At 70.7% G+C, this 19,568-nt stretch carries 21 protein-coding genes; 18 read left to right on the forward strand and 3 right to left on the reverse strand.

Annotated elements, in window-relative coordinates; genetic code table 11:
- The first annotated feature begins 2 nt into the window (after positions 1–2).
- Both ACFSDF_RS01405 and ACFSDF_RS01410 read left to right on the forward strand, forming a co-directional pair.
- Complete coding sequence (locus tag ACFSDF_RS01405) at positions 3–1,868, forward strand: acetyl/propionyl/methylcrotonyl-CoA carboxylase subunit alpha (protein ID WP_377155796.1); 1,866 nt, start codon at positions 3–5, stop codon at positions 1,866–1,868.
- On the forward strand, positions 1,865–2,836 hold the full coding sequence (locus ACFSDF_RS01410) for a hydroxymethylglutaryl-CoA lyase (protein WP_377155798.1): 972 nt from the start codon (positions 1,865–1,867) through the stop codon (positions 2,834–2,836). The genes ACFSDF_RS01405 and ACFSDF_RS01410 overlap by 4 nt, the downstream gene beginning before the upstream one ends.
- A gap of 300 nt (positions 2,837–3,136) precedes the next feature.
- Here the strand turns inward: ACFSDF_RS01410 and ACFSDF_RS01415 are convergent, their stop codons facing one another.
- Positions 3,137–3,682, reverse strand: a complete 546-nt coding sequence (locus ACFSDF_RS01415) for a hypothetical protein (protein WP_167249539.1) — start codon at positions 3,680–3,682, stop codon at positions 3,137–3,139.
- 146 nt (positions 3,683–3,828) lie between these two features.
- Here ACFSDF_RS01415 and ACFSDF_RS01420 point away from each other — a divergent pair, with 146 nt between their 5' ends.
- The gene (locus ACFSDF_RS01420; protein WP_377155800.1) at positions 3,829–4,260 is read left to right on the forward strand and encodes a Fur family transcriptional regulator; all 432 of its coding nucleotides are present in this window, start codon (positions 3,829–3,831) and stop codon (positions 4,258–4,260) included.
- Between the two features lie 39 nt (positions 4,261–4,299).
- Positions 4,300–6,540 (forward strand): catalase/peroxidase HPI, encoded by a 2,241-nt coding sequence (gene katG / locus ACFSDF_RS01425; RefSeq protein WP_377155802.1) that lies wholly within the window; start codon positions 4,300–4,302, stop codon positions 6,538–6,540.
- A 101-nt stretch (positions 6,541–6,641) separates the two neighbouring features.
- Here the strand turns inward: katG and ACFSDF_RS01430 are convergent, their stop codons facing one another.
- Entirely contained in the window at positions 6,642–7,334 is a 693-nt protein-coding gene (locus ACFSDF_RS01430) for an EcsC family protein (RefSeq protein ID WP_243842842.1), read from the reverse strand.
- 67 nt (positions 7,335–7,401) lie between these two features.
- Between ACFSDF_RS01430 and aat the strand changes: the two genes are divergently transcribed.
- From aat to ACFSDF_RS01445, 3 genes are all read left to right on the forward strand, one after another.
- Complete coding sequence (aat, locus tag ACFSDF_RS01435) at positions 7,402–8,073, forward strand: leucyl/phenylalanyl-tRNA--protein transferase (protein WP_167249534.1); 672 nt, start codon at positions 7,402–7,404, stop codon at positions 8,071–8,073.
- Positions 8,074–8,210: 137 nt separating this feature from the next.
- Positions 8,211–8,483, forward strand: coding sequence for an HU family DNA-binding protein (locus ACFSDF_RS01440; RefSeq protein WP_167000876.1), 273 nt, complete (start codon positions 8,211–8,213; stop codon positions 8,481–8,483).
- 164 nt (positions 8,484–8,647) lie between these two features.
- Complete coding sequence (locus tag ACFSDF_RS01445; RefSeq protein ID WP_167000878.1) at positions 8,648–9,538, forward strand: Fpg/Nei family DNA glycosylase; 891 nt, start codon at positions 8,648–8,650, stop codon at positions 9,536–9,538.
- A 9-nt stretch (positions 9,539–9,547) separates the two neighbouring features.
- Here the strand turns inward: ACFSDF_RS01445 and ACFSDF_RS01450 are convergent, their stop codons facing one another.
- Positions 9,548–9,862, reverse strand: a complete 315-nt coding sequence (locus tag ACFSDF_RS01450) for a rhodanese-like domain-containing protein (RefSeq protein ID WP_167000880.1) — start codon at positions 9,860–9,862, stop codon at positions 9,548–9,550.
- A gap of 122 nt (positions 9,863–9,984) precedes the next feature.
- Between ACFSDF_RS01450 and ACFSDF_RS01455 the strand changes: the two genes are divergently transcribed.
- The 11 genes from ACFSDF_RS01455 to ACFSDF_RS01505 all read left to right on the forward strand — a co-directional run bounded on the left by ACFSDF_RS01455 (position 9,985) and on the right by ACFSDF_RS01505 (position 19,543).
- Positions 9,985–10,950 (forward strand): hypothetical protein, encoded by a 966-nt coding sequence (locus ACFSDF_RS01455; protein WP_377155807.1) that lies wholly within the window; start codon positions 9,985–9,987, stop codon positions 10,948–10,950.
- A 37-nt stretch (positions 10,951–10,987) separates the two neighbouring features.
- Positions 10,988–11,848 carry a DUF5926 family protein gene (locus tag ACFSDF_RS01460; protein WP_167249532.1) on the forward strand — a complete coding sequence of 287 codons (861 nt, stop codon included), beginning with the start codon at positions 10,988–10,990 and terminating at the stop codon, positions 11,846–11,848.
- Between the two features lie 370 nt (positions 11,849–12,218).
- Positions 12,219–13,373 carry a 3-deoxy-7-phosphoheptulonate synthase gene (locus ACFSDF_RS01465; RefSeq protein WP_167000883.1) on the forward strand — a complete coding sequence of 385 codons (1,155 nt, stop codon included), beginning with the start codon at positions 12,219–12,221 and terminating at the stop codon, positions 13,371–13,373.
- Between the two features lie 85 nt (positions 13,374–13,458).
- On the forward strand, positions 13,459–14,634 hold the full coding sequence (locus tag ACFSDF_RS01470; protein ID WP_167000885.1) for an acyl-CoA dehydrogenase family protein: 1,176 nt from the start codon (positions 13,459–13,461) through the stop codon (positions 14,632–14,634).
- Between the two features lie 9 nt (positions 14,635–14,643).
- Positions 14,644–15,762 carry an acyl-CoA dehydrogenase family protein gene (locus tag ACFSDF_RS01475; protein ID WP_167000887.1) on the forward strand — a complete coding sequence of 373 codons (1,119 nt, stop codon included), beginning with the start codon at positions 14,644–14,646 and terminating at the stop codon, positions 15,760–15,762.
- A gap of 96 nt (positions 15,763–15,858) precedes the next feature.
- Positions 15,859–16,344: a hypothetical protein gene (locus ACFSDF_RS01480; protein WP_377155810.1), complete on the forward strand. Its 486-nt coding sequence runs from the start codon at positions 15,859–15,861 to the stop codon at positions 16,342–16,344.
- 117 nt (positions 16,345–16,461) lie between these two features.
- Entirely contained in the window at positions 16,462–16,896 is a 435-nt protein-coding gene (locus ACFSDF_RS01485) for a YciI family protein (RefSeq protein WP_167000891.1), read from the forward strand.
- Positions 16,897–16,924: 28 nt separating this feature from the next.
- Complete coding sequence (locus tag ACFSDF_RS01490; protein WP_167002203.1) at positions 16,925–18,193, forward strand: RNA polymerase sigma factor; 1,269 nt, start codon at positions 16,925–16,927, stop codon at positions 18,191–18,193.
- Positions 18,194–18,257: 64 nt separating this feature from the next.
- Positions 18,258–18,728, forward strand: a complete 471-nt coding sequence (locus ACFSDF_RS01495; RefSeq protein WP_167000893.1) for a GNAT family N-acetyltransferase — start codon at positions 18,258–18,260, stop codon at positions 18,726–18,728.
- Positions 18,729–18,731: 3 nt separating this feature from the next.
- Positions 18,732–19,247 (forward strand): universal stress protein, encoded by a 516-nt coding sequence (locus ACFSDF_RS01500; RefSeq protein ID WP_167000895.1) that lies wholly within the window; start codon positions 18,732–18,734, stop codon positions 19,245–19,247.
- Between the two features lie 2 nt (positions 19,248–19,249).
- Positions 19,250–19,543 carry a DUF503 domain-containing protein gene (locus tag ACFSDF_RS01505; protein WP_167000897.1) on the forward strand — a complete coding sequence of 98 codons (294 nt, stop codon included), beginning with the start codon at positions 19,250–19,252 and terminating at the stop codon, positions 19,541–19,543.
- The last annotated feature ends 25 nt before the right edge of the window (positions 19,544–19,568 follow it).

Genomic DNA, 19,568 nt, shown 5'->3' on the forward strand with positions numbered 1-19,568 from the left:
CGATGACCGAGACCCCCCGATTCACCTCCGTCCTTGTGGCCAACCGGGGCGAGATCGCGCTGCGGGTGATCCGCGCGGTGCAGGCCGCCGGGCTGCGCGCGATCGCGGTGCACTCCGACCTCGACGCCGGTGCGCCGCACGTCCGGCTCGCCGATCACGCCGAGCACGTGGCGTCGTACCTCGACGTCGACGCGATCCTCGACGCCGCGCGGCGCAGCGGAGCGCAGGCGGTGCACCCCGGGTACGGGTTCCTGTCGGAGCGTGCGGATGCGGCGCGTGCCGTCGTCGACGCCGGACTGGTGTGGATCGGGCCGAGCCCGGACGTCATCGACCTCATGGGACGCAAGGACCGCGCGCGCGAGGTCGCCGAGCGCGCCGGCGTTCCCGTGACGCGACGGTACGACCTCGGGGGCGAGGTCGCGTACCCGGTCCTCGTCAAGGCGGCTGCCGGTGGTGGCGGCAAGGGCATGCGCATCGTCCGCGACCCCGCCGACCTCACGGACGCGGTCGCCGCCGCCGGTCGCGAGGCCGCGGCGGCGTTCGGCGACGACACGCTGCTCGTCGAGGAGTACGTCGAGCACGGCCGCCACGTCGAGGTGCAGGTCATCGGCGACGAGCACGGCACCGTCCTCCACCTCTTCGAGCGCGACTGCTCCGCGCAGCGTCGCCATCAGAAGGTCCTGGAGGAGGCGCCAGCCCCGACGATCTCCGCAGCGACGCGCGCGCGGCTCACCGAGGCGGCGGTCGCGCTGTCGCGCGAGGTCGGGTACGTCAACGCCGGCACGGTCGAGTTCCTCGTGCACGGCGCCGATGCTGTGCCCGGCGAGGAGAAGATCGCCTTCCTCGAGATGAACACCCGCCTCCAGGTCGAGCACCCCGTCACCGAGGCGATCACCGGGCTCGACCTCGTCGCGCTCCAGCTGCACGTGGCCCAGGGCCTCCCGCTGGCGCTGGCGCAAGGCGACATCACTGCGACCGGGCACGCGATCGAGGCACGCGTCTATGCCGAGGACCCGTACGCCGGGTTTCTTCCGCAGGCCGGCCGCGCGACCACCGTCGTCTGGCCCGAGCACGTCCGCGTCGACGCCGCGCTGCAGTCCGGTGCGGTGGTGACCACCTCGTACGACCCGATGCTCGGCAAGGTGATCGCGCGCGGGCCCGACCGCGACTCCGCCCGCGCCGCGCTCGTGGATGCGCTCGACCGTACGGCGATCTTCGGCGTCACGACCAACACCGGCTTCCTGCGGCGGCTCGTGGCCTCCGACGCGTTCGGGGAGTCGCGGATCGACACAGCGTGGCTCGACTCGCCGGCCGCGCAGGAGCTCACCACCCGCCCCTCCGCACCGGACGCGGCGGCGCGTGCGGCCGCCCTCGCCTGGGCGGACTCGCACGCCCGTCCTGCGGGCGACCCGTTCGGCGCCGCGGACGGCTGGCGCTCGGGGGGCGACCCGGCACCCGTCCTCGTGTCGCTCGTGGACGCCGACGACACGCCGGTCGAGATCGCGCTGCCCGTCGGCTCGTACGTCGGCGCCCTCGACACGCAGCCCGTGGCGCTCGACGCCAGCGGGGTCACTGTCGCGTACGAAGGCCAGACGTGGACATTCCGTCATCCCGACCCTGCCCGCGACCGCGCGGCGGAGGGCAGCGGTGACGCGGATGTCGTCTCGCCGATGCCGGGCACCGTGCTGTCCCTCGCGGTGACGGAGGGTGAGATCGTGAGTGAAGGTCAGGTGCTCGGCGTCGTGGAGGCGATGAAGATGGAGCTTGCCCTCAAGGCCCCGTACGACGGCGCGGTGACGCATGTCGGGGTCGCCGTGGGAGACCAGGTTGCGCTCGGGGCGCTGCTGTTCCGGGTGGAGAACGCATGAGCCTTCCCGCCGTCCACCGTGACCCGTCGATGCCCGAGCGCGTGACGATCTACGAGGTCGGAGCGCGTGATGGGCTCCAGAACGAGAAGGGCATCATCGGCCTCGACACCAAGCTCGAGTTCGTTCAGCGCCTCACGGCCGCCGGGCTCCCGATCGTGGAGGCGACCAGCTTCGTCCATCCGAAGTGGGTCCCGCAGCTCGCCGACGCCGCCGACCTGGTCGCGAGGCTCGACCTCCACGGCGCCACGCCGTACCCAGTCCTCGTCCCCAACGAGCGCGGCCTCGACCGTGCGCTCGACGCTGGGGTCACGCACGTGGCGATCTTCGGAAGCGCCACCGAGACGTTCGCGCAGAAGAACCTCAACAGCACGTACGAGGCACAGTTCGCGATGTTCGAGCCGGTCGTGCGGCGCGCGCTCGACGCCGGCGTGCAGGTGCGGGCGTACCTCTCGATGTGCTTCGGCGACCCGTGGGAGGGCGAGGTCGCGCTCGATCGCGTCGTCACCGCCGGCAAGCGCCTGCTCGACATGGGCGCGTACGAGCTGTCGCTCGGCGACACGATCGGCGTCGGCACCGCGCACCACGTCGAGGCGATGCTCGACGCGTTCGCGGCGGCGGGGGTCCCGACAGGCGGGGTCTCGACAGGCTCGACCGGCGGTGGGGGCGAGGGGTCGCGGATCGCGATGCACTTCCACGACACGTACGGACAGGCGCTCGCCAACACGTACGCGGCGCTGCGGCGTGGCGTGACCACGTTCGACGCGAGCGCCGGCGGCCTCGGCGGCTGCCCGTATGCGAAGTCCGCCACCGGCAACCTCGCCACCGAGGACCTGGTGTGGATGCTCGACGGTCTCGGAGTCACCCACGGCGTCGACCTGACCGCCCTCGCGCAGACCAGCGTGTGGATGGCCGAACAGCTCGGCCGCCCCTCGCCCTCGGCCGTGGTGCGCGCGCTGACCGCCGGCTGATCTCGCGTCCACGCTGTGAAAGGAACCTGACCGTTCTCGGCCCGCGATTCGGTCAGGTTGCTTTCACGACGTGGACGGGGGCGCGGCGCCCCCTCGATCGACGACATCACCGACTTCTTCGAAGCCGGCGTGACGCGGACCCCAGCCCGGTCGAGGATCAGACGTAGGCGCTCGCCTACCTCGCCGAGCTGCAGGTCCGTGCCAGCGACCCCGAGGCCGCGGCGTTGACCCTGGACGCTCTCGACGACCGCCCCCTCGCGCCCGAGATCGAGGAAGCGGTCGCCGACGTGCGGGCCGCGCTCAGCCGCGCTTGACGTAGCGGCTGAACCGCGTGACCTCGTCGTACGAGTCGTGACCCGGCCCGACACGGGCGAGGATCGCGGCCTTGGCCTTCACTCGGGTGCCGGTCGTCTTCGACAGGCACGACACCGGGACAGAGATCGTCGTCTTCTTGCCCGACCAGCTGGTCTTGATGCCCGTGCACGGCAGCACCGTGAACGTGCTCGGGTCGTCGCCGCGCTGCCACCCGAGGATCTTGTCGGTGACCTTGCCCTTGCGGTTGCGGACGATCGACACGACGTACTTCCAGCGGCCGCTGTCCCTGGTCTTGATGATCAGGTCGGTCGACGCGAGCTTCTTCTTGTTGCGGTGCGGGATCGTGAGCACGCCGGAGACGCGCGCGGGCCCGTTCTTCACGCGCAGCTGCGTGATGTCGGCGACGCGCGGCGCGTCACCGCGCGGGTCTTTGACCACCGCGGACGCGGCGTGGGCCGTGCCCGGGATCATGCCGACCGCGAGGACCGCTCCTGCGGTCACCGCGCCGATGCGTACGAGTCGTCTCGTCATGACGTACCCCCTTGTTCGTCAGTTCTCGGCTCCGTCCATGGCAGCACACGCGAGGGGTCACGGCGGCCCGTGTGTCGATGGCCAGGGTTGACTGGTTCAAGACTGCTTGTTTTGACTGATTCAAGAAAAGGCGCCAGACTGGGCGCATGGACCCCACGCCTGATGCCGAGCAGATGCTGCGTGCATCGTCGCTGCGCGTGACCCGCCCGCGGATCGCCGTGCTCGAAGCGGTGCACAGCCTCCCGCATGCCGACACCGACACGCTCATCGACGCCGTACGCCGCCTGTTGCCCAGCGTGTCGCACCAGGCGGTCTACGACTCGCTGCGCACGCTCACCGACCACGGCCTCGTCCGTCGCATCCAGCCGACCGGCCTGGTCGCCCGGTACGAGGCGCGTGTCGGCGACAACCACCACCACGTCGTGTGCCGCTCGTGCGGCGCGATCGCCGACGTGGACTGCGCCGTCGGTGCGGCTCCCTGCCTGCACGCGTCCGACGACCACGGCTTCGCCATCGACGAGGCCGAGGTCCTCTACTGGGGCGTCTGCCCCGCGTGCTCCGCACCCCAGACCTCGTGACGACCCGTACCAAGCCCTGACAGCCCTGGAAAGGAATCCATGTCTGAGAACCACGACGCCGTGATCGGTGAGGTCAACGAGGAGTCGCCCGCGGGCGGTTGCCCGGTGGCCCACGGCCAGACGACCCACCCGACCCAAGGTGGCAGCAGCAACCGCGGCTGGTGGCCGAACCAGCTCAACCTGAAGATCCTCGCCAAGAACCCCGCGGTCGCGAACCCGCTGGGCGACGACTTCGACTACGCCGAGGCGTTCAAGAGCCTCGACCTCACGGCCGTGAAGCAGGACATCGCCGAGATCCTGACGACCTCGCAGGACTTCTGGCCGGCCGACTTCGGGCACTACGGCCCGTTCATCGTCCGCATGGCGTGGCACAGCGCGGGCACGTACCGCGTGAGCGACGGCCGCGGTGGCGCCGGTGCCGGGCAGCAGCGGTTCGCGCCGCTCAACAGCTGGCCGGACAACGTCAACCTCGACAAGGCCCGCCGCCTGCTGTGGCCGGTCAAGAAGAAGTACGGCCAGAGCCTTTCGTGGGCCGACCTGATGATCCTCGCCGGCAACGTCGCGCTCGAGACCATGGGCTTCGAGACCTTCGGGTTCGCCGGCGGCCGCGAGGACGTGTGGGAGCCCGACGAGGACGTCTACTGGGGCCCGGAGACCGAGTGGCTCGGCGGCGACGCCGGAGGCGCGGAGCGCTACACCGGTGACCGCGACCTCGAGGATCCCCTCGCGGCCGTCCAGATGGGCCTCATCTACGTCAACCCCGAGGGCCCGGAGGGCAACCCCGACCCGCTGGCGTCGGCGCGCGACATCCGCGAGACCTTCGCCCGCATGGCGATGAATGATGAGGAGACCGTCGCGCTCATCGCCGGCGGCCACACGTTCGGCAAGACGCACGGCGCCGCCTCGGCGGACCTCGTCGGCCCCGAGCCCGAGGCCGCTCCGCTCGAGGAGCAGGGCCTCGGCTGGAAGCAGGGCTACGGCACCGGCAAGGGTGACGACGTCATCAGCTCCGGCCTCGAGGTCACCTGGACCTATCACCCGGTCCGCTGGGACAACGAGTTCTTCCACATCCTGTTCGCGTACGACTGGGAGCTCATGGAGTCGCCCGCCGGTGCGAAGCAGTGGCGTCCGAAGAACGGTGCGGGCTCGGACCTCGTGCCGCTCGCGCACGACCCGTCGAAGCACCGCGAGCCGCGAATGCTGACGTCGGACCTGGCGCTGCGCTTCGACCCGATCTACGAGGAGATCTCGCGCCGCTTCAAGGACGACCAGGCGGCCTTCGCCGACGCGTTCGCCCGCGCCTGGTTCAAGCTCACGCACCGCGACATGGGCCCGGTCGTGCGCTACCTCGGCCCCGAGGTCCCCAGCGAGCAGCTGCTTTGGCAGGACCCGCTGCCCGAGGCCTCGTACGAGGCGATCGACGCCGCCGACATCGCTGCGCTCAAGGACCAGATCAAGGCCTCCGGCCTGACGGTCTCGCAGCTGGTCACCACGGCGTGGGCCTCCGCGTCGTCGTTCCGCACCAGCGACAAGCGCGGTGGCGCCAACGGTGCGCGCATCCGTCTCCAGCCGCAGGCCGGCTGGGAGGTCAACAACCCCGACGAGCTCGCGGGCGTGCTCCGTACGCTCGAGGGCGTCCAGGCGGCGTTCAACGAGGCGCAGTCCGGCAAGCAGGTCTCGCTGGCCGACGTCATCGTGCTCGCCGGCGGCGTCGGTGTGGAGCTGGCCGCCCAGGCCGCAGGCCACGACCTCTCGGTGCCGTTCACGCCGGGCCGCGTGGACGCGTCGCAGGAGGAGACCGACGTCGACTCCTTCGCCTACCTCGAGCCGAAGGCCGACGGGTTCCGCAACTACCTCGGCAAGGCCAGCCGCATCCCCGCCGAGTACCTGCTCGTCGACAAGGCGAACCTGCTCGGCATCAGCGCGCCGGAGATGACGGTGCTCGTCGGTGGCCTCCGTACGATCGGGGCCAACTACGACGGGTCGTCGCTCGGTGTCCTCACCGCCAACCCGGGCACGCTGACGAACGACTTCTTCGTCAACCTGCTCGAGCTCGGCACCACGTGGACGCCGGACGAGTCCGGGCGGAGCTTCACCGGCACGACGGCGACGGGCGAGACGTGGACGGGAAGCCGCGTCGACCTGCTCTTCGGGTCGAACTCGGAGCTGCGTGCGCTCGCCGAGGTCTACGCCAGCGATGACGCCAAGGCGAAGTTCGTGAGCGACTTCGTCGCTGCGTGGGTCAAGGTCATGGAGGCCGACCGCTTCGACCTCGCCTGACGCTCTGACTTTGCGTGGGGCCCCACGCAAAGTTCGTGCCCCACCGAACCTGTTCGGTGGGGCACGACGTCTTTGTTGGCCCCACCGAAGAGTGTGACCCGTCAGTGCGGGGGCGGGAGGCGTCGGTCGCGCCACTCGCGGCGCGCGTACGAGGCCAGCTGTGCGGTGGAACGGGCGTCGGCGAGCGCGCCGACCCCGCCGCCGAGGATCGGCACCTTGCGAAGGAACACGGTCGCGCCCTGCTTGCCGCTGACCCGGCCGAACAGCGCCGCCGTCACCTCGCGGGCGATCCGCTCGTCGAGCGCGGGGTCGTAGACCGGCGAGGTCGCGAGCCCCATCGGAGTCGAGGGCAGCCGGCCGTCCTTGATCGCCTTCGCGACCTCGTGCTTGCCGAGCAGCGTGGCCATCACCGCGTTGCGCACGCGCGGGTCATCGAGGTCGTAGCCGCGCAGATAGGCGATCGCGGCCACGAGGTGGCACTGGAGCAGCGCGAGCCCGGCGACGTTCGCGGGGATCGTCACGACCATCGACGCGACACCGCCGAGGTTGGTGAGGAAACCCTGCGCGCTGGCGTAGCGGACGTGGATCCCGACCGACTCGCTGATCGCGTCCTCGACGCGGCCTCCGGCCAGTGCGAGACGGGCGTCGCACGCGACCCGTACCGGCTTGAACGGCCCGACCCCGTCGATCGCGCGGTCGAGCAGCACGCGGACGTAGCCGGCCGTGACCTTCGGACCGGCGGACATCGCGACGCGCGGTGCAACGAACTTGGCGGTCGACTTGGCGATCCCCACGAGCACCTCCTCAGGCAGTAGGTCCCATCGTATGTGAGGCACCCACAGCGCTGACTAGAGTCGACCCGTGACGCCGCAACCCCTCGGACCGAACCGCTGGGAGTTCGACCAGGACTCGTGGCCGGACGACGACTTCGTCGGGGTCGGCGCCGACCTGGCCCCGGAAACCCTGATCGCGGCGTACGCGACCGGTCTCTTCCCGATGCCGGTCGAGCCCGGAGGGCCGATGGGGTGGTGGTCGCCCCTTCGGCGCGGCGTTTTGCAGCTGGATCGCCTGCGTGTGACGAGATCGTTGCGCAAGTCGACCAATCGCTTCACGACAACGATCGACACAGCCTTCGACGAGGTCGTCGAAGCGTGTGCAGACCCGGTGCGGGACGGGGCATGGATCGACGGTCAGATCGGTGTCGCGTACGGGCGTCTGCACGCCCTCGGATGGGCGCACTCGGTCGAGGTTCGCAACGCCGACGGGCTGCTCGTCGGCGGCCTGTACGGCGTCGCGATCGGCGGCCTTTTTGCAGGTGAGAGCATGTTTCACCGTGAGAGCGACGCCTCTAAGGCGGCGCTGGTGGCCCTCGTTGAGGTGCTGTCCGACGAGTACGCGTCGCAGCGCCTCGTGGACACCCAGTGGCAGACCCCGCACCTGGCCTCGCTGGGGGTCGCGGAGTGGCCCCGCGACGAGTATCTCGCTGCCCTCTCGAGGGTCCTCGACACACCGTTACCGGCCACGTGGCGCTGATTCGGACATGGGTGTGGGCTACTGTCGACACGCACCACACCGGCGTGGGCCGCTGGAAATCCAGGGATCTCGGGCATTTCTTCCTATGCTGGTGTGCGTCATAAGACAACTGACCACACGCACGTCGGAGGAATCCCGTGAACCGTACTGAACTCGTAGCTGCAGTCGCCGAGACTGCCGGCACCACCAAGGCCGACGCCGATGCGGTCCTCAGCGCTTTCGGTGACACGCTCATCGCCGCCGCCGGCAAGGGCGAGAAGGTCCAGATCCCGGGCCTGCTGACCGTGGAGCGTGTCGAGCGCGCCGCGCGCACCGGCCGCAACCCCGCGACCGGCGAGACCCTCGAGATCCCCGCCGGTTACGGCGTCAAGGTCACCGCGGGCAGCAAGCTCAAGGCCGCCGTCAAGTAAGACGCACCACGAAGGGACCTCGGGTACGCGCCAGCGTCCCGGGGTCCCTCGCGTTTTGCCCCTCCTCCCCGTCCCGTCCGCGATTTGGGCACTTCGCCACCGAACGCCGGCGCGACAACGGTGGGGAACTGCCCAAATCGCGGACGAGGCGGCACACTGGGGGCGTGCCCGAGCTGCCCGAGGTCGCCGCACTCGCCGACGACCTGTCCCGCCGCCTGGGGGTCACCGAGGGTGAGCCCCGCGCGATCGCCGCCGCATACCCGGCCGCGATCAGTGCCCTCAAGACGTACGACCCTCCGGTCAGCGCGCTCTCCGGACTCCTGGTCGACGGCGTCACGCGCCACGGCAAGTTCCTCGACATCGACGCCGGTGGGCTGCACCTGATCATCCACCTGGCGCGCGCCGGCTGGCTGCGCTGGAAGGACGAGCAGCCCAAGGCGCCACCACGCCCCGGCGGTGGCAAGAACCCGCTCGCGTTCCGGGTCGTGCTCGACGACGGCTCGGGCTTCGACCTGACCGAGGCCGGCACCAAGAAGGGGCTCGCGGTCTACCTCGTACGCGATCCTGCCGAGGTCCCCGGGATCGCGAGGCTCGGCCCGGAGCCGCTCGACGGGGCGTTCACGCGCGATGCGCTGCGTGACATCCTCACCGCGGCCGGGCGGGCGCAGATCAAGGGCGTCCTGCGCGACCAGTCGCAGATCGCGGGCATCGGCAACGCCTACTCCGACGAGATCCTCCACGTCGCGAAGATGTCGCCGTTCAAGCCGGCGAACACCATCGCGGGGTCCGAGGAGGACCTGACGATCCTGTACGAGGCCATCGGCAGCACGCTGCGCGACGCGATCGCGCGTTCTGACGGGCTTGCCGCGTCCGAGCTCAAGAGGGAGAAGAAGTCCGGCATGAGGGTGCATGCGCGGACCGGCGAGACGTGCGAGGTCTGCGGCGACACGATCCGTGAGGTGTCGTTCGCGGACTCGTCCCTGCAGTACTGCCCGACCTGCCAGACCGGAGGCAAACCCCTCGCCGACCGGCGGATGTCGAAGCTGCTGCGGTAGGACGGAACGTCAGACCAGTGGGCGCCCGGCCTGGTGCCACGCGACGACGCCGCCCGCCAGGTTGACCGCGTCGACGCCACGCTCCTTCAGGAACGCGGTGGCGCGGGCCGAACGGCCCCCGACGTGGCAGTACACCAGCACCTGGCCGCCAGTCGGCACCTCGTCGGCACGGGCCGCGAGCTCGCCGAGCGGGATGTGCACCGCGCCCTCGATGTGTCCGGCGGCCCACTCGTCGTCCTCGCGCACGTCGAGCACGACCAGGTCGGCGGGCACAGGGTCGGGCACGCCGGCGACCTCGACGGTGGGGATGGTGGTCTCGTCCATGTCGGACATCCTCCCAGGCGATGGCAAGGCCGTACCGGGGTCGAGGCTCGAGAAGCCCCTGGTTGGCTAGGCTTGGCTCGCCGGTCGCACGCTTGCTCGCCGGTCCGAGGAGGAACACCACCATGTCGCAAGGCCCGCAGGACCCGTACGGTCGCCCGTACGGGGGAGCTTCCGGTCAGCCCTCTGGCGAACCCGGCTGGGGCGGCCCTCAGCCGGGCGTCCCGCAGCCCGCCTCGCCGCAGCCGCACTGGTCGACGCCGCACGCGCCTCCCACCTCCAGCGGCCGTGACGTGGAGCAGCCGTCGCCGTGGGGCACGGTGGCACTGATCGGTCTCGTGATCGGCGCCCTGGTGTCGCTCGGCTACGCCGTGTACGCGCTCACCGCGCGGCGCGGCATCTTCGCCGATCTCGCCGACGACCCGTCCAGCGTGAGCCGCAGTGTCGCCGAGGACAGCGACTCGCTCAACTCCGTCCTCGTGGTCGGCACGGTTGTCGTGCTCGTGATCGCGGTCCTGCTGTGGATCCTCGCGATCCTCAACGGCCGTGGCCGGGTCGCGCTCGGCTGGGCCGGGCTCGGGCTGACGGCGGTCGGTGTTGCCGTCGCTGTCGCCGGAGCCGTCATGACCAGCGGCGTCGAGGACGCGGAGGACGTCGACAGCGCCGTCACCGGCTATCTGCTGGTCGGAGGCGGGATGGTCGTCGTCGCCCTCGGCTTCGTCCTCGGGATCCTCGCGCTGCTTGCCACCCGCGGCAGCGGGACGTCCACGCAGGCACGCCCCGAGCCGAGCCCGTCGTACGGGCAGTCACAGCCGCAGCAGCAGCCGTACGGCCAGCCCGAGCCGACGCAGCAGTTCCCTCGTCCCTCGTACGGTCAGCCCAGCCCGCCGCCTCAGCAGCCGCCGCACGGGCAGCCGCAGCCGCCTTATGGTCAGCCACCGCACGGGCAGCCGCAGCCGCCTTATGGTCAGCCACCGCAGCAGCCCCAGCAGCCCCCGTACGGGCAGCCGCCGCAGCGCCCCGGCCAGCCGTACGGGCCGCAGCCCGGCCAGCCGCCGTACCCGCCGCAGGGCCCGTCCGAGCGTCAGTGACCACACGGTCACCCTCACCGAACTCAGGAGAAGAAGTATGGGCAAGCGTTCCCGCCGTCGGGTGAAGCCGGAGAAGGTCGAGCGGATGCCGTTCCGCGCCCGGACGTTCGAAGGCATCCCGGGCGAGTGCGACCTGGTGGCACTGCGCGAGTTCGTGCCGGCCGCGACCGCATCCCTCCGGCTGCGCGAGGGCCTGGCCGCCGACAGGTCGGTCCGGTTCATCACGCTGCTGCCGTCCGCGTCGGCCGGCCTGGTGCGCCCCGACGGCGAGATCTGGGTCGGGCTGCAGGTGACGCACAACTTCGGTGACGTGAGCCGTGACCTGGCCGCGGTGATCCTGCAGGGTCTCGAGACCGAGCCCGGCACCGAGATCGTCCTCGCCGACCCGGGTGTCGGTGAGCGTCTCCAGGACATCGTCGACACGGACTCCGACCTCGAGGTCGACGTGCAGGAGGGGTTCGACTTCTGGACCGCCGGCATCGACGACCCGACGGGTGACGTCGCGGCCGCGATCGAGCAGGCCAACGAGATCGTCTCGCCGACCGTCCGGCTCGAGGAGGTCGACGCGGCGTACTGGACGCAGCTCGGCGAGCGCCAGTTCCTCCGCTGGGTGATGCCGTACGACGAGGACGAGCTGCTCACCGCGCTGGCACGGCTGCGTGCAGCCGGTGACGACCGGCTCGGCGAGCACGTCCGCCTGATCGGGTCGTTCCGCGCGCACGGCCTCCTCGTCCCCGTGTGGGAGATGGACGAGCCGACGCCTGCAGCCGAACTGGAGGGCCCTTCAGTGGCTTTTGAAGGTCGACTCAAGGAAGCCCTGGCCGATTCGACGCCTCTCACCACCGAGCAGCGGGGTGCGCGCAACGGTCTCGCGAACCGCCAGATCACGGTTCGGTAGACCAAAACACCACAAAATTCGTCAGCGTGATCCAGGTCACGAAGTCGCCACTTGTACGACTGTTCAGGATGCCTTAAAGTCGTCTTCAGGCCCCGGTCGTTGCTGTATCCCCCGTCAGCAGCGGCTGGGGTTTCCAATTCCCTGGAAATCCACAGGTGCCCGGGAGGGCTCGCCACTGCGCGTGCTAGCGTCGTCGACGTGATGAGCGGACGATTTTATGGGCGCGACGTGCTGGTGCAGCCAGCGGTCGGCGCCTCATAGACCGACTCGCTCAGCAAAGCCAGCACAGGCACGGACCACACGGTCCGTGCCTTTCGTCATTCGTGGCGGTGCCGGCTCAGGATCAGGCGCCGCCGAGAGGAAGCACCTGATGTCTGTGAAGCACCCGGCCCCGAGCACCGCCGCGGCCCCCGGTCGTACGACGAGCAACCTGCGGGTCCGCAGCCTCGATCCCCTCGAGCCGCCGCGTGACGTCGTGGCGTCCCGTCCGCTCGGCGACGCCGCAGCCGGACTAGTGGCGCGCTCGCGTGATGCCGCCGCGTCGATCATGGCCGGACACGACGACCGGCTCCTGGTCCTCGTTGGGCCGTGCTCGATCCACGACCCCAGCGCCGCGCTCGACTACGCCCACCGGCTCGCTCCGCTGCGCGAGGCCTACGCCGACGAGCTCGAGATCGTCATGCGGGTCTACTTCGAGAAGCCGCGCACGACCGTCGGCTGGAAGGGACTGATCAACGACCCCGGCATGGACGAGTCGTACGACGTACGCCGCGGCCTCCGGTTGGCCCGCTCCGTCCTGCTCGACGTGCTCGCGACCGGCCTGCCGGCGGGCACCGAGCTCCTGGAGCCGACGAGCCCGCAGTACCTCGCCGACGCGGTCTCGTGGGGCGCGATCGGGGCTCGTACGCCGGAGAGCCAGGTGCACCGCCAGCTCGTGTCGGGCCTGTCGATGCCGGTGGGGTTCAAGAACGCGACCGACGGCTCCGTCCAGGCGGCGATCGACGGGTGCGGCGCAGCAGCCGCCGAGCAGACGTTCTTCGGGATCGACGACGAGGGGCGTGCGTGCGCGGTCTCGACGAGCGGCAACCCCGACTGCCACGTGATCTTGCGGGGCGGGCACTCCGGGCCAAACTACGGCGCCGACTCGCGGCGGGCCGCGCTGGCGCTGCTCGCCGCCGTGGGGATGCCGCAGCGCCTCGTCGTCGACGCGAGCCACGGCAACTCCGGCAAGGACCACGTCCGCCAGGCCGCCGTGGTGCGCGAGATCGCCCACGACGTCGCGGCCGGCGACCGCGGGATCGGTGGCGTCATGCTGGAGAGCTTCCTCGTACCGGGCAAGCAGGCGCCGGCGCCGGACGGTCTCACGTACGGACAGAGCGTGACCGACGCGTGCATCGGGTGGGACGTCACCGCGGACCTGCTCGAGGAGCTGGCGACGGCGTCGGCGGCCCGACGGGTTTCGACGGGCTCAACCAGCGGGGTGCGGGTTTCGACGGGCTCAGCCAGCGGCGGGGAGGGCGCCTAGGCTGACGACCTACCCCCGGGTAGGGTTCTAAGCGGCCGCTTACCTAGAGAGTGGCCGCCACCACGTACGCCATCAGGGAGCGAACATGAGGCTCGCGCTGTCAGCGGAGGACGCGCAGCTCCAGCAGGAGCTGCGGGAGTTCTTCACCACCAAGGTTCCTCAGGAGATCCGCGACGCCGTCCGTCACGGCGAGGAGCTCACCAAGGAGCAGATCGTCGAGACCCAGCGGGTGCTCAACGCCGGCGGTTACGCCGTGCCGAACTGGCCCGTCGAGTGGGGCGGCAGGGGCTGGACGCCGTTGCAGCGCCACATCTGGCTCGACGAGATGCAGACCGCGGGGGTGCCCTCGCCGCTGCCGTTCAACGCGAGCATGGTCGGCCCGGTGATCGCGACATTCGGCTCGCAGGAGCAGAAGGAGCGCTTCCTTCCGGCGACGGCCAACCTCGACATCTGGTGGTGCCAGGGGTTCTCCGAGCCCGATGCCGGCTCCGACCTTGCGTCGCTGCGGACGACGGCGGTGCGCGACGGCGACGAGTGGGTCGTCAACGGCCAGAAGACGTGGACGACCCTCGGCCAGTACGCCGACTGGATCTTCTGCCTGGTCCGCACCAACCCCGACGCCCCCAAGAAGCAGCAGGGCATCTCGTTCGTGCTGTTCGAGATGTCGACCCCAGGCGTGACGGTGCGCCCGATCAAGCTGATCGACGGCGGGTACGAGGTCAACGAGGTCTTCTTCGACAACGTGCGCGTCCCGGCCGACCAGCTCGTCGGCGAGGAGAACCGCGGGTGGGACTACGCGAAGTTCCTCCTCGGCAACGAGCGAGACGGCATCGGCGCGACCGGCAGCACCAAGCTGCGCCTGCAGGTGCTCAAGGAGCACGCGTCGGCGCCGCTGGCCGATGGCAGCCGCCCGATCGACGACCCGGCGGTCGCGACCCGCTTCGCGTCGCTCGAGAACCAGCTGCTCTCGCTGGAGCTGACCGCGCTGCGGGTCGCCGCGGCCTCGAAGCACGGCAAGCCCGACCCGGTCTCGTCGATCCTCAAGCTGACCGGCTCCCAGCTGCAGCAGGCGGTCTCCGAGCTCGCGGTCGACGTCGCCGGCGCGGACGTCCTCGCGGCGGGTGCCGGTGACGACTCCGACGTGCCGGCATGGGCGGGCGACTCGGTCCCGACCTACCTGAACCTCCGCAAGGTGTCGATCTACGGCGGGTCCAACGAGGTCCAGCGCCAGATCATCGCCGGCACGATCCTGGGACTGTGAGGGACTGACATGGATTTCACGTACGACACCGAGCAGCTCGCGCTGCGTGACGCGGTCCGAGGCATCCTCGGCGAGTCGGTCGGCAACCGCGAGAAGATCACTGCCACCGAGCCTGGCTGGGACCGCGAGGTCTGGGGCAAGCTCGCCGAGATGGGTCTGCTGGGCCTGCCGTTCGACGAGGCGTACGACGGTGCCGGTGCGACTGCGGTCGAGGTCGGGATCGTCGCCCAGGAGATCGGGCGCGTGCTCGCTCCGGAGCCGTTCATCGACGTCGTCGTCGGTGCCGGCCAGCTGATCGCCGATGCGGGGTCGGAGGAGCAGAAGCGCGAGCTGCTGCCCAAGGTCGCCGCCGGCGAGCTGATCGCCGTCGTCGCGCACACCGAGCCGCGTGCCCCGCACGGCACGGCCGCGTACGGGGTGACCGCGACGTCGAACGGTGACGGCTGGACCCTCGACGGAGTCAAGGAGCCGGTACGCCACGGTGGCGCCGCGGACGTCCTGATCGTGAGCGCGAAGGACGGCGACGCGACCCGCCTGTTCGTCGTGGACGCGACCGCCACAGGCGTCTCCCGTACGACGTATTCGACGCCCGATGACTCGTACGCGGCCCGCATCGTGCTCTCGGGTGCCGCGGCGACTCCGCTCGGCGACGCCGGCGAGGAGGCGCTCGCGTCGGCGTTCGTGCGGCTGCAGACCGCGTACGGCGCCGAGGCGATCGGCGCGATGGAGGTCTCGGTCGAGACCACCGTCGGCTACCTCAAGACGCGCAAGCAGTTCGGGGTCACGCTGTCGAAGTTCCAGGCGCTGACCTTCCGTGCGGCCGACATGTACACCTCGCTCGAGCTCGCCCGCTCGATCTCGACGTGGGCGACGATGTCGCTGGCCGAGAGCGGACCTGACGCGCTCGTCGGCTCGCGGCTGCAGGCCGAGCTCGGTCGTACGGGGCGCCACATCAGCCAGGAGTCGATCCAGCTGCACGGTGGCATCGGTGTGACGGCGGAGTACTCGATCGGCCACTACGCCGCACGTCTGACGGTCCTCGACCGCACCCTCGGCAACGAGGCGTACCACCTCGCGCGGATCACCGACGGCGTCGCCGACCGCGGCATCGTCGAGCTGCTGCACTGACGCAGACCCCCCGGTGAGCCACGTCCGCCACCGGTGAGCCACGACGACAACCGTCGCTCACCACCGGCAGACGTGGCTCACCGCTACTGTTCCGCCATGACGCGACTTCGTACGGCGTGGGCGGCCGCGCCGCTCGCGCTGCTGATGGCGTGCGGTGCCGGCGCCGACGACGGGGCGGCGCGTGCGTGCACGATGATCGCGTCGTCGGCCGGGATCGCCGTCGTGGTCGAGCCGCCGCTCGCGGCTGGGGCCGTCGCCGTCCGGGCCCGCGTCTGCTGGGACGGCGAATGCGTCGACGCGGAGTCACCGCTCACCCCGGGCCAGACTGCGGTCGACGAGGGGTGTGACGGCGACGACCCCGACTCCGTGTGCAGCGCGGTCATGACCTCGGACGGGACGATGCAGGGCTTCGTCGAGGCGCCGGCGCTCCCCGCCGAGGAGGTCGAGGTGACCGCCGTCGTCACGAGGGCCAACGGCAGCGAAGCCCACCGCGCCGCTACGCGTGTGACCGCCGAGCCCACGTACCCCAACGGCAAGCACTGCGACCCCGGCGGCAACCAGGCGCGCGTCACGCTCCCCTGACCGCTGTCCAGAAAAAGTCCGTGACCGTGTCGAAAAACCTGCGTCTCGTTCGGCGTAGGGGTGAGGAACCGCTTCGGCACTAGGGTCGAAACGGTCTCATCCGACAAGGAGAACGTCATGCGAGTCATGGTCATGGTCCAGTCCACGCCGGCGTGGGAGGCGGAGGGGCAGATGCCCACCACCGAGATGCTCGAGGCGATGGGCACGTACAACGAGGAGCTCGTCAAGGCCGGCATCATGCTGGACGGCGACGGGCTGAAGAACAGCAGTGACGGCGCTCGCGTCGTCTTCGGCAACGGCGAGACCCGCGTCGTCGACGGGCCGTTCACCGAGAGCAAGGAGCTGCTCGCCGGCTACTGGATCTGGGAGGTCAAGTCCTTCGAGGAGGCCGTTGAGTGGGCAAAGCGGTGCCCGCACGATCCGTCCGAGCCGAGCCAGCTCGAGCTGCGCCCCCTCCACGAGGCAGCAGACTTCGGCGACGAGTACACCCCGGAGCTGCGCGAGCAGGACGACCACCTGCGCGAGCAGATCCAGCAGCAGCACGGGTCCTGACGCGGCCCAGGTGACGGGAAGCGCACGGATGCCCGACGTACGGCGCACGATCGACGCGATCTGGCGGATCGAGTCGGCGCGCGTCGTCGCCGGGCTCGTCCGCGTCGTGAACGACGTGGGCTATGCCGAGGACCTCGCGCAGGACGCGCTGGTCATCGCGCTCGAGAAGTGGCCGCGTGACGGTGTTCCCGACAACCCGGCGGCCTGGCTGACGAAGGTCGCACGCAACCTCGCGGTCGACAAGGTGCGTCGCGAGCAGAAGGGCCGGGAGAAGTACGCGGTGCTCGCCCCCGAGCTCGACGAGCAGCGCCGCGCCGCGACGCCGGACCCTGAGGCAGTCGTCGAGGACCCGGTCGGCGACGACGTGCTACGTCTCGTCTTCGTCGCGTGCCACCCCGTGCTCGCGCGGGACGCGCAGGTCGCGCTCACGCTGCGGATGCTCGGCGGTCTCTCGACCGACGAGATCGCGCGCGCGTTCCTCGCGCCGTCGGCGACGGTTGGTCAGCGGATCTCGCGGGCCAAGAAGACGCTCTCCGAGGCGCACGTGCCGTTCGAGGTGCCGTCCGCGCGAGAACTTCCGCAGCGGCTCGAGGCGGTGCTGGAAGTGGTCTACCTGATCTTCAACGAGGGCTATTCGGCCAGCTCCGGCGACCGGCTGATCCGCGACGAGCTGTGCGGCGAGGCGATGCGGCTGGGGCGCATCCTGACCGCGCTGCTGCCGCGCGAGCCAGAGCCGTACGGGCTGGTCGCGCTGATGGAGATCCAGGCGTCGCGCTTCGCCGCTCGTACCGACCGGCACGGTGAGCCGGTCCTGCTCGACGACCAGGACCGTTCGCGGTGGAACCGCACGCTGATCCGGCACGGGCTCGGCGCGCTCGACCGGGCGGTCGCGCTCGGCCGCCCGCTCGGGCCGTACACGCTCCAGGCCGCCATCGCCGCGTGCCATGCGCGCGCCGCGACGCCAGCGGACACGGACTGGGAGCGGATCGTCGCCCTGTACGACGGTCTCGCCGCGCTCAATCCGTCGCCCGTGGTCGAGCTCAACCGCGCGGTCGCGGTCAGTCGGGCGTACGGGGCCTCCGAAGGGTTGACGGTCCTCGAACCGTTGCGGCAGGACCCGCGGCTGCGCTCCTACCACCTGCTCCCGAGTGTCCGCGCCGACCTTCTCGTGCGGCTGGGGAGGGACGGCGAGGCCGCTGCGGAGTTCGAGGCGGCGGCCGCGCTGGCCGGCAACGCGCACGACCGCCGCGCGCTGCTCGAGCTGGCAGCTGCCGCGCAGGAGCGGGCCGGGCGTTGACCCCAGCGGCGGCGGAGGACGGCGTCGACGGAGGGGGACGACCGCAGCCCCGTACGGTGGCGTCGTGGACGACCTCGAGATCTTGCCGGTGGACGTGTCCGACGAGGACGTCGCGCGCGAGGTGCTTGCCGTGCAGAGGGCGGCGTACGCGATCGAGGCGGAGCTGATCGGGTTCACCGAGCTGCCGATGCTGCACGAGACGCTCGACGAGCTGCGCGCAAGCAAGGAGTCATTCCTCGGCGCGTACGAAGGCGGCCGGCTGGTCGGCGCCGTCTCGTGGGACGTGCTCGAGGACGGGACCGTCGACGTGTTCCGACTCGTCGTCGCCCCGACCGCTCATCGCCGCGGCGTCGCGTCGTTCCTGCTCGAGACGCTGGCCGCGTGGGAGCCCACGCGCCGCACGATCGTGTCGACCGGCAGCGCGAACGCGCCCGCGCTGGCGCTGTACGCGCAGCACGGCTTCGTACGGGTCGCCGAACGCGAGGTGGCGCCGGGAGTCTGGCTCACTGATCTTGAGCGCTGCGCGATAGTTTGAGGTATGACCACCAAGGAGATCGACTTCGACGGCGGGATCCTCGTCGGCCACGACGGATCCGACTTCTCCGACCAGGCGGTGCGTTGGGCGCTCGAATACGGCAACCTGACCGGCCAGCCCGTGACGGTGACCCGCGCCTGGGTCCTCACGACCGCGCCGCGCCCGAAGACGTGGGAGCCCGGCTACATGCCGCCCCTCGAGGACTTCGCCGGCGCCGTGGTCGAGCGGCTCGACGAGGACATCGCGCCGTTGGTCGCCGACTACCCGAGCGTCGAGGTCCGCACCTGCGCCGTGCACGGCAAGCCCGCTCCGCGGCTCATCGAGGCGTCCGACAAGGCGTCGACGGTGGTCGTCGGACGCCGCGGTCTCGGCGGTTTCAAGGGGCTCGTGCTCGGCTCGGTCAGCGAGCAGGTCGTCCGCCACGCACAGGCGACGGTCATCGTGGTCCACCCCGAGAGCGTCGACGCGTCGCCGGCCGCCCGCAACGTCTTGGACTCCAGCCTCTCCGACGACGCCTGACCATGTGGGTCGGCACGATCGAGTTCGACCTGCTGCTCGGTGACGTCCACACGCTGAAGGAGAAGCGCGCGTTCGTACGCCCGCTGGTCGCTGACCTGCGCCGTACGTTCGAGGTCGCGGTCGCCGAGACCGGTGAGCAGGACCTCTATCGGCGCGCGGCGATCGGTGTCGCGGTCGTGGCTGGCGAGAACGGTCACGTCATCGAGGTGCTCGATCGGGTCGAGCAGTTCGTCGCGGGCCGGCCCGAGGTGGAGCTGTTGTCGGCGCACCGCGCGTTCTTCAACACCGACGACTGAGGTCTTGCGTCCGCTGCCGGTCGCA

This window comes from Mumia zhuanghuii, assembly GCF_042681565.1.
Taxonomy (GTDB): domain Bacteria; phylum Actinomycetota; class Actinomycetes; order Propionibacteriales; family Nocardioidaceae; genus Mumia.

Coding starts and splice junctions, on each gene's coding strand:
- ACFSDF_RS01505 (WP_167000897.1), top strand. CDS start 19,250: ATGTGGGTCGGCACGATCGAGTTCGACCTGCTGCTCGGTGACGTCCAC.
- ACFSDF_RS01470 (WP_167000885.1), top strand. CDS start 13,459: ATGAGGCTCGCGCTGTCAGCGGAGGACGCGCAGCTCCAGCAGGAGCTG.
- ACFSDF_RS01490 (WP_167002203.1), top strand. CDS start 16,925: ATGCCCGACGTACGGCGCACGATCGACGCGATCTGGCGGATCGAGTCG.
- ACFSDF_RS01410 (WP_377155798.1), top strand. CDS start 1,865: ATGAGCCTTCCCGCCGTCCACCGTGACCCGTCGATGCCCGAGCGCGTG.
- ACFSDF_RS01415 (WP_167249539.1), bottom strand. CDS start 3,682: ATGACGAGACGACTCGTACGCATCGGCGCGGTGACCGCAGGAGCGGTC.
- ACFSDF_RS01480 (WP_377155810.1), top strand. CDS start 15,859: ATGACGCGACTTCGTACGGCGTGGGCGGCCGCGCCGCTCGCGCTGCTG.
- ACFSDF_RS01420 (WP_377155800.1), top strand. CDS start 3,829: ATGGACCCCACGCCTGATGCCGAGCAGATGCTGCGTGCATCGTCGCTG.
- ACFSDF_RS01485 (WP_167000891.1), top strand. CDS start 16,462: ATGCGAGTCATGGTCATGGTCCAGTCCACGCCGGCGTGGGAGGCGGAG.
- ACFSDF_RS01465 (WP_167000883.1), top strand. CDS start 12,219: ATGTCTGTGAAGCACCCGGCCCCGAGCACCGCCGCGGCCCCCGGTCGT.
- ACFSDF_RS01455 (WP_377155807.1), top strand. CDS start 9,985: ATGTCGCAAGGCCCGCAGGACCCGTACGGTCGCCCGTACGGGGGAGCT.
- katG (WP_377155802.1), top strand. CDS start 4,300: ATGTCTGAGAACCACGACGCCGTGATCGGTGAGGTCAACGAGGAGTCG.
- ACFSDF_RS01405 (WP_377155796.1), top strand. CDS start 3: ATGACCGAGACCCCCCGATTCACCTCCGTCCTTGTGGCCAACCGGGGC.
- ACFSDF_RS01460 (WP_167249532.1), top strand. CDS start 10,988: ATGGGCAAGCGTTCCCGCCGTCGGGTGAAGCCGGAGAAGGTCGAGCGG.
- ACFSDF_RS01475 (WP_167000887.1), top strand. CDS start 14,644: ATGGATTTCACGTACGACACCGAGCAGCTCGCGCTGCGTGACGCGGTC.
- ACFSDF_RS01500 (WP_167000895.1), top strand. CDS start 18,732: ATGACCACCAAGGAGATCGACTTCGACGGCGGGATCCTCGTCGGCCAC.
- ACFSDF_RS01450 (WP_167000880.1), bottom strand. CDS start 9,862: ATGGACGAGACCACCATCCCCACCGTCGAGGTCGCCGGCGTGCCCGAC.